Below are 5,432 nucleotides of genomic sequence, written 5' to 3'. Positions count from 1 at the left end.
CCCGCCGATGGCGCGCGCCGAGTCGTACGGCGACATCGCCCGTCTCGAGCAGTTGCTCGACGAGTACTCGAACATCGCGGCGATGGACCCGGCCAAGCTGCCGGCGATCCGCGCCCAGATCTGGACGCTGATCCAGGCCGCCAAGCTCGACCACGACCTCGGGCTCGAGGACCGCCCGCACGACGCCGAGTTCGACGACTTCCTGCTGCACGTCGACGGCTGGCTGTGCGAGGTGAAGGACGCGCAGATCCGCGACGGCCTGCACGTGCTCGGCACGGCACCCGTCGGCGAGGCCCGCGTGAACCTGGTGCTGTCGGTGCTGCGGGCCGCCCAGGTGTGGGGCGGGCGGGCCCACGCCGTGCCCGGTCTGCGCACCGCCCTCGGCCTGAAGCCGGACGCGCCGCTCACCGAGACCGACGCGGTCGAGGCGCAGGCCCGGGCACTGGTGCAGGGCATGGAGGACGCCGGCTGGCAGGCGGATAGCGCCGCCACGGTCGTGCAGTCCGTGCTGGGCGGGGCGGACCCGGAGGTCGAGCGGGTGCTCGCCTTCGCCGCCGAGCAGGTCGTGCCGCGCCTGGCACGCACCACCGACGAGCTCGACGCGGTGCTGCACGCCCTCGACGGCGGCTACGTGCCCGCCGGCCCGTCCGGATCGCCGCTGCGCGGCCTGGTCAACGTGCTGCCCACCGGCCGCAACTTCTACACCGTCGACCCGAAGGCGGTGCCGAGCCGGCTCGCCTACGACACCGGCGTGGCGCTCGCGAACAACCTGCTCGACCGGTACCGCGCCGACACCGGCGGCTATCCGCCCTCGGTCGGCCTGTCGGTGTGGGGGACCTCCGCGATGCGCACCTCCGGCGACGACATCGCCGAGGTCCTCGCCCTGATCGGCATGCGCCCGGAATGGGACGCCGAGTCCCGGCGGGTGCGCGAGCTGACCGTGATCCCGCTCGACGAGCTCGGCCGGCCGCGCATCGACGTCACCGTCCGCATCTCCGGGTTCTTCCGCGACGCCTTCCCGCACGTCGTCGCGATGCTCGACGACGCGATCCGCACCGTCGCGGCCCTCGACGAACCCGACGAGCTGAACTACGTGCGCGCGCACGCCCGCCGCGACGAGGCCGAGCACGGCGACCCCGAGCGCGCGGTGCGCCGCATCTTCGGGTCCAGGCCCGGCTCCTACGGCGCCGGCATCCTGCCGCTCATCGACTCCGGAAACTGGCGCAGCGACGCGGATCTCGCCGAGGTGTACACCGCGTGGGGCGGCTTCGCGTACGGGCGGCACCTGCACGGCGTCCCGGCCGCGGACGACATGCGCGCCAACTACCGGCGGATCGCGGTGGCGGCGAAGAACACCGACACCCGCGAGCACGACATCGCCGACTCGGACGACTACTTCCAGTACCACGGCGGCATGGTCGCCACCGTCCGGGCGCTCACCGGTGCGGATCCGAAGGCCTACATCGGCGACTCGACCACCCCCGACCAGGTCCGCACCCGCTCGCTGGCGGAGGAGACCGCCCGTGTGTTCCGGGCCCGGGTCGTCAACCCGCGCTGGCTCGCGGCGATGCGCCGGCACGGCTACAAGGGCGCGTTCGAGCTCGCCGCCACCGTCGACTACCTGTTCGGCTACGACGCCACCGCCGGGGTCGTCGCCGACTGGATGTACGAAACCCTCGCCCGCACCTACGCCCTCGACTCCGAGAACCAGCGGTTTCTGCGCGAGGCCAACCCGTGGGCGCTGCGCGGCATCGTCGAACGGCTCACCGAGGCCGCCGACCGCGGCCTGTGGGCCGAACCGGATCCGGCGACGCTCGCGGAACTGCAGCAGGCCTACCTCGATGTGGAGGGCGACCTCGAGGACCGCGCGTGAGGAGGCGGCTGCGGCTGATCGGGATCGGGCCGGGCGGGCCCGACGACCTCACCGTGGCCGCGGTCCGGGCGCTGAACGACGTCGACGTCTTCCTCGTCGCCGACAAGCAGCGCGGCGTCGACGACCTCGTCGCGGTGCGGGAGGAGATCTGCCGTCGCCACATCGCCGGCGACTACCGGACGATCCCGGTGCCGGACCCGCCGCGGGACCGCGCCCCGTCCGCCTACGGCACCGAGGTGCGGGACTGGCACGCCGCCCGGGCCGCCGCCTACGAGACGGTGCTGCGCGAGCAGGTTGCCGAGCACGAGACCGCCGGATTCCTCGTGTGGGGCGATCCGAGCCTGTACGACAGCACGATTCGCGTCGTCGAGCGCATCCGTGACCGGGGCGTGCTCGACGTCGACTACGACGTGATCCCCGGGGTGAGCAGCGTGTCGCTGCTCGCGGCGCGGCACCGGCTGGTGCTCAACCGGATCGGCGGCCCGATCGTCGTCACCACGGGCCGCCGGCTCGCGCAGGAGGTGGCGGCCGGCGGTGACAACCTCGTCGTCATGCTCGACGGTGCGCTGGAATGCGCCCGGCTCGAAGGTGATTGGCGCATCTGGTGGGGCGCCGACCTCGGCACGTCCGACGAGGAACTCGTCGCCGGCCCGCTGCGGGAGGTGCTGCCGGACATCGAGCGGGCCCGCGCCCGCGCGAAGGCCGCGCGCGGCTGGGTGATGGACACCTACCTGCTACGTCGCGCGGACGGCGACGGCGTCGTCTCCTGACCGCACGCCGAGGAATGCGCCGACCCGGTGCGGCCGATTCGGCGGGGAAATGTACGCCGCGTCCCCCCGGCGCGCAGGGGATCCGTGCACACGGGACATCCGCGCGCCGAGGAACGGCGCGCGGATGCCCCGTCAGAGCACGGGCGTGGTCACCGGATGCGGGTGCCGGTCCGTGGGGGAGCGGCTGAGCACGACGGGCAGCCACTGCGAGGTCAGCGCCACCATGCCGAGCCAGGACAGCACCATCCCGGCGCCGGGGGCGTGCGGGGTCTCGACCGGCATGCCGTTCTGCGACCAGTAGCCGAGCAGCCCGAACAGGGACGCCAGTCCGGAGCCGAGCATCGACGCCGACGCGAGCCGCCAGCGGTGCGTGCACAGCGCCGCGGTGGACGACACCACGCCGAACACCAGGGCGAGGCTCACGAAGATCCGCATCGGCACCGTCGTCGTGGCGTCGTGCCCGAACCACGTGCCGAGCACCGTCCACGACCATTCCGTATCCGACTGCGGCAGAAGCAGACCCAGCACCACCGCGACGATGCAGGCGACGAGGACACGGTGCCGCCGACCGGCGTCGAACTCGCCGGCGACCTTTCGTTCGATGCGGGCGAACTCCTTACGGTACGCGGACAGATCGTCGCTCACCGGCACTCCTCGTCGATCGGCACACGAGGGACCATTATGCGCGCCCCCGCATGCGCCACCCGACGGCGGTGTCGACGACGAGGAACGCCAGCAGGCTCAGCCCGAGCACCGGGGCGAACCAGCCCACGACCGCGGCCGCGACGCCGATCGCGACCGCCGGACCTGCGCCGATGCGGCGCAGCGCGCCGCGTGCCGGGGCCCGGCCGACGGCCCACGCCGACCCTCGCGTGGGCCGTCGCCGCCACCACATCACGTAGCCGCGCAGCACGACCGTGATCAACGCCACCGCCAGCAGCGCCAGGGCGACCTGCGTGACGAGCCCGAACATGATGCCCATGTGGAGAGTGATCGACCACCACGTCAGCTGCGCGGCGAGCGGCCAGTCCGCGAACCGCGACACGTCGACGACCTCGCCGGTCGCGCCGTCGACGGCGACCGAGTCGATGCCGTACACCCAGGGCTGGCGGGTTTCGGCGACGGTGAACGCGGTGCCGGGGCGCGCCGGGATCGAGGCCTCGACGACCCCGGTCAGTCCCGCGGCGGCGGCCGTGTCCAGCACCGAGTCGATCCGGGCGATGTTCGCGTCGAGCAGTCCCGGGTCGGCGGCGTGCCCGGCGTGGCCGCCGTGCCCCTCGTGGCCCGTCGCGGCCGCGGCGCCGCCCCCGGTCAGGGTCGCGTCGACGGTCGGCGTCTTCCAGTGCAGCGCGGCCCGCAGCTCGGCGATGTTGTCGCCGGCGAACCGGGACCAGGTCAGGCCGGTCGCGGACAGGAACACCAGGCCCACCGCGATCCACACGCCCACCACGCCGTGCCAGCCGAGGGTGCGGGACCGGCCGGTGGCGGTGCGGTCGACGGTGAGCAGGCGTGCCTGGGCGTGGCGGGCACGCACCGTGCGGTAGCGGCGCACCCACAGGTACACGCCGCCGAGCGCGATCACCCACATCCAGGACGCGGCCAGCTCGCTGTAGAGGCGGCCGGGCTCGCCGAGATGCAGGTGCCGGTGCAGCTGCGAGATCCAGGTCCGGACCGGCAGCGCGCTGCTGCTGCCGTAGACGGCCAGCTCACCGAGCGGCCGCGCGGTGACCGGGTCGACGAAGACGGCGAGCCGCTGCGACTCGCCGAGGCTCGGGTCGGCGAACAGGACCCGGGTGGTCTCGCCGGGGGCCGCGGCCGGCCGCACCGCGGTGACGGTGAGATCGGGGCGCTGTCCGGCGGCCACCCGGATCTGCTCCGCCACCGGCACGGCCGGACCGGTGGCGTCGGTGTGCAGCTGGTCGCGGTAGACGAGCTGCTCGATCGTCGGGGCCAGGGCGTAGAGGCCGCCGCTGACCGCGGCGATCAGGATGAACGGGGCGACGAGGATGCCGGCGTAGAAGTGCAGCCGCAGCATCAGCGGGCGCAGCGCGGGCGCCGCGGAACGGTCCGGGCCGGAACGGGGTGGGACGGGACGATCCGTCCCGAGGTCGGTCGTGGACATGCGAATGCTCGTTTCGATCGTCGGTGGCGACGGCAGCGCGCAGCGCCGTATCGAGGGGCGGCGCACCGCGCCGGGCGTCGGCACACGGGGAAGGCCGCCGCGGCGTACGGGCCACGGCGGAACGGGATCGGGTCAGGCGGTGCGGGGCGGACCCCGGGTGCCGGCCTGCGCGGAAACGAGCACCCGCAGCACGAGACGTGCCCGGTGCGACGGCGTGGCCACCCACAGCGGCGCATGCGCCGGGGGCGGGGTGAGCACCGCGGCGACGATGCGCCGCAACACGCCGAGCGCCGCGGCACAGCCCTGCTCGGCCGCCCGGATCAGGGCGGCGGAGACGACGAGGGCCGCGGCGTGGGCGCCGAGCATCGCGGGCGAGAGCCCGGGGCCGTGGGCGTGCTCGGCGGTGAGGGTGAGGACGGTATGACCGACGATCTGTCCCGCCCCCAGGGTGAGCACCAGGGCGGGCAGCAGCCGGGACGGCCGGATGGCGGACACCGCGGCGCCGAACGCGGCGCAGGCGGCGATCAGCAGCACCACCGACGACTGGGACGGAATTTCGCCGCCCGCCAGGCCGTGGGCCGCGACGGAGACCGCGGCGGAGGTCGAACCCACGAACGCGCCACGCATCGGCGCGGACGTCTGCGGGCGTGGATTCACGGTTGGGCAC

The 5,432-nt window shown here is 74.1% G+C and carries 5 protein-coding genes; 2 read left to right on the top strand and 3 right to left on the bottom strand.

Features of this window, described 5'->3' with window-relative positions:
• Both CQZ88_RS31345 and cobF read left to right on the top strand, forming a co-directional pair.
• A partial coding sequence (locus CQZ88_RS31345; protein WP_258008671.1) for a cobaltochelatase subunit CobN occupies positions 1-1,873 on the top strand: 1,873 nt, incomplete at its 5' end.
• Positions 1,870-2,643 (top strand): precorrin-6A synthase (deacetylating), encoded by a 774-nt coding sequence (gene cobF / locus CQZ88_RS18955; RefSeq protein WP_006945429.1) that lies wholly within the window; start codon positions 1,870-1,872, stop codon positions 2,641-2,643. The genes CQZ88_RS31345 and cobF, both read left to right, overlap by 4 nt.
• 132 nt (positions 2,644-2,775) lie before the next feature.
• On the opposite strand, the gene CQZ88_RS18950 is transcribed toward cobF, so the two are convergent.
• The 3 genes from CQZ88_RS18950 to CQZ88_RS18940 form a co-directional block, all read right to left on the bottom strand.
• Complete coding sequence (locus CQZ88_RS18950; RefSeq protein ID WP_006945430.1) at positions 2,776-3,288, bottom strand: hypothetical protein; 513 nt, start codon at positions 3,286-3,288, stop codon at positions 2,776-2,778.
• A gap of 34 nt (positions 3,289-3,322) precedes the next feature.
• Complete coding sequence (locus CQZ88_RS18945; RefSeq protein WP_102800155.1) at positions 3,323-4,765, bottom strand: PepSY domain-containing protein; 1,443 nt, start codon at positions 4,763-4,765, stop codon at positions 3,323-3,325.
• A 132-nt stretch (positions 4,766-4,897) separates the two neighbouring features.
• A complete protein-coding gene (locus CQZ88_RS18940) occupies positions 4,898-5,422 on the bottom strand; it encodes a hypothetical protein (protein ID WP_029545392.1) in 525 nt (174 codons plus the stop codon).
• Between the last annotated feature and the right edge of the window lie 10 nt (positions 5,423-5,432).

It is taken from the genome of Rhodococcus sp. ENV425, assembly GCF_002887785.1.
Lineage (GTDB): Bacteria > Actinomycetota > Actinomycetes > Mycobacteriales > Mycobacteriaceae > Rhodococcus > Rhodococcus aetherivorans.
This window is presented reverse-complemented; position numbering and strand designations above follow the sequence as displayed.

Excerpts from the sequence above, each read along its gene's own strand:
- CQZ88_RS18945 (WP_102800155.1), bottom strand. The coding sequence starts at position 4,765 with ATGTCCACGACCGACCTCGGGACGGATCGTCCCGTCCCACCCCGTTCC.